Source organism: Bullifex sp. (genome assembly GCF_034103065.1).
In the GTDB taxonomy this organism is placed as follows: domain Bacteria; phylum Spirochaetota; class Spirochaetia; order Sphaerochaetales; family Sphaerochaetaceae; genus Bullifex.
The window spans coordinates 1-2,802 of sequence record NZ_JAXEGN010000053.1; the positions used below are offsets into that span (position 1 = coordinate 1).

Annotated in this window: 3 protein-coding genes; 2 read left to right on the forward strand and 1 reads right to left on the reverse strand. The window is 33.5% G+C overall.

The window, feature by feature from the left end:
• Positions 1-1,278 (forward strand): aldehyde ferredoxin oxidoreductase C-terminal domain-containing protein (locus SOY52_RS02110; RefSeq protein ID WP_320847334.1); only part of this gene is annotated, 1,278 nt, incomplete at its 5' end.
• Here SOY52_RS02110 and SOY52_RS02115 read toward each other — a convergent pair.
• Positions 1,270-1,785, reverse strand: a complete 516-nt coding sequence (locus SOY52_RS02115) for a YfcE family phosphodiesterase (RefSeq protein ID WP_320847335.1) — start codon at positions 1,783-1,785, stop codon at positions 1,270-1,272. The genes SOY52_RS02110 and SOY52_RS02115 overlap by 9 nt on opposite strands.
• A 118-nt stretch (positions 1,786-1,903) precedes the next feature.
• On the opposite strand from SOY52_RS02115, the gene SOY52_RS02120 reads away from it, so the two are divergent.
• On the forward strand, positions 1,904-2,802 hold an 899-nt coding region (locus tag SOY52_RS02120; RefSeq protein ID WP_320847336.1), incomplete at its 3' end, for an alpha/beta hydrolase.

The window sequence follows — 2,802 nt, forward strand, 5'->3', positions numbered from 1 at the left end:
CTTTCCTATATTTCAATTCGTGATGATGAATTAGCAATTAATAGCTGTGAAAAGCTTAGAGCAAATGGTATTAACCATACATTTGAAATTATTTCTAAAGGTGATGATGGAGTCTTAGCAATTGGTGAAGCTGGTGAAAAATGTGTTTACTCAGCTGCAGTTTTCTCAAGTGATAATAAAGAGTACTTTTCACTCTCTCTTGGTGCTGTTTTTGGGATGAAAAACCTAAAGGCTATTTCTGTTTTAAAAAAGGGTAGTGAAATAAAAGAAGATGGAAAAGTAAAAAAGAAGATTAGTAAATCTAGTATTGCTAAAAAGCTTAGAAGAGAGGGCTCTGCCGCTTTAGTTGATATGGCTTTTAACTATGGCTGGATTAATAGTAATTATTTTGATAGCGATAAGGACCCTAGAGCGCTTCATTTAGATGGATTTTGCCAAAGTAAAATAGTTGCTGCTTCTTCTGATGCATGTAAAAATTGTTTGATTTCTTGTAGACGTAATGATATGAAGGGCTTCCCTTGTCCTGGGTATAAGGAGTGTATTGCTCTTGGCTCAGCACTTGGTTTTTACTCATTTGATAAAATCTTTAGATTTACTCAAACTTGCTTTTTATATGGGCTCTCTCCATATGAGGTTGGTTTATTACTTTCAAGTCTAAAAAAATGTAGTGGTTTACCATTTAATTATCCACAACTCATTGATGCAGATGAAGCAGAGGTTGTTAGAATAATATCTTTAATTGGTCAAAAGAAGGGAATTGGAGAGGTAGTTTCAAAAGGCTTTGAAAAAGAAATAACAATGCAAGGTAGACCATTGCTATATGATTTAAGAGGCTGTGGTATCCAAGCTATTTTCTCTCTTTATGGTGAGGGAGAGGCCTCATACCCTGATTTAATTTTAGGTCTTACAAAAAAGTATGACTCATTTAATGTTGGATACATCGCTGGATATTTAAGAGTTTATAGCCACGCATTTATAAAAAAGGGTATCCCGCATATTTATCCAATTCCACTGTTATATGAAAAGCTATTTAAAGCTTCAATTAACAATAGAGCCTTATTAAAATTTAAGTTAAATCATTTTTCTATTTTGGGTCTTAAAAGTAACGATTTACTTAAGCTTGGACTAGATCAAATGAATTGTTATGATGAGAAAAGAAAGACAATTAACCCTATCCCATCAATTTTTATTGATGATATAAAAGATGATGGAAGTGAGCTTAATTTTGTTAAGCTAATAAGTGGCTATAATTTGGCTATTTCGGAAATATCACGATAAGACAATTTCTTTGATTGTTTTTCCATTTACCTTTTTTATCTTGATAGAATTATCTTTTATTACACCATAGGTTGCACCCTCTTCACTTCTAGGTCTAGAGAGACTTCCTGGATTTATATAGTATACACCGTTTTCTTTATATAAATGAGGAGTGTGGGAATGCCCGGTAATTACAATATCTCCTTCCTTTATTTCAATTGGACTTTCACAAAAAATATGTGAGTGGTAAATAAAGATATTTCTATTTTGATATTTAGTTAATGAATACATTGGAGGGATTGCTAGGTTTAAATCCTTAAAGTCCCAAAGGCTATCGCAATTTCCTCTTACGCAGACATATCTTAAAGGAGCACTTTGTAGAACTTGTGTGAACTCTAAAGAGGAAGGTACTAAGTCGCCTGCAATTAATAATAGAGAGGCATTGTCCTGACTTGCGAGATTTATAATAAACTTTAAAGCTTCAATATCGCTATGTATATCAGAGGTAATGTAAATTTTTTCTTCCATAAAGTTAATTATATTCTCCAAAAAAGGTAATGAAAATGGTGTAACCAAGTTGTTGTTACTTTTATTATATTTTTATATGATTAATATATGAGGATGATATTAGCTTAGGAGTGTAAAAATGGAAGAACGTTTTATAACGCTTAGAGATGGCCACAGATTGTTTTTTCGCTTATGGTGTCCTGAAACAGAGCCAATAGCCACAATTCATATTCTGCATGGAATGGCTGAGCATTCTCTCCGTTATAATGATTTTGCTCTTTATTTAAATTCTCTTGGCTTTGTTGTCTATGCTCAAGACCATAGAGGACATGGGTTTACAAAGGAAGAGAATGAAAAAGGTTGGTTTGCAGATCGTGAAGGTTGGCTTACTGTAGCAAAGGATTCATTCGAACTTGACCGTGTAATCTTCAATGAATTTGAAGATCTTCCTCACTATTTAATGGGACACAGTATGGGCTCTTTCATGGCTCGTAGTGTTATTACTATGCATCCATCTGAATTTGATGGCTTGATTATTATGGGCTCAGGAGCATCAAAAGGTATTGTAGGGAAGATAGGAAAGTCTCTTGCGTTAAGCATGGCTAAAAAATATGGTTCACGACTTCCTAACAGTAAGCTTGATAAACTCAGCTTTGGTTCTTTTAATTCTAAAATAAAAAATCCCCGTACCCCTTTTGATTGGTTAAGTCGTGATGAAAAAGAAGTTGATAAATATATAAATGACCCACTTTGTGGTTTTATTTGTTCTTCTATGTTCTACTCTGATTTAATTGATGGAATTGAGATGGCTAACGATGTTAATTTAATGAAAAAGATTCCATCATCTCTTCCAATTTTAATTATTTCAGGTGATGCTGACCCTGTTGGTGGCTATGGTAATGGTGTTAAGAAGTTTGCTCAGAACTATAAAAAAGCTGGGATAAAGGATGTTACCCTTAAGCTCGTTGAGGGTGGAAGACACGAAATTTTGAATGAGACAGATAAACAGGATACCTATAATTTTATAGGTTCTTGGTT

Bases quoted from the DNA above. Each gene is read 5' to 3' on its own strand.
- SOY52_RS02115 (WP_320847335.1), bottom strand. From the start codon at position 1,785: ATGGAAGAAAAAATTTACATTACCTCTGATATACATAGCGATATTGAA.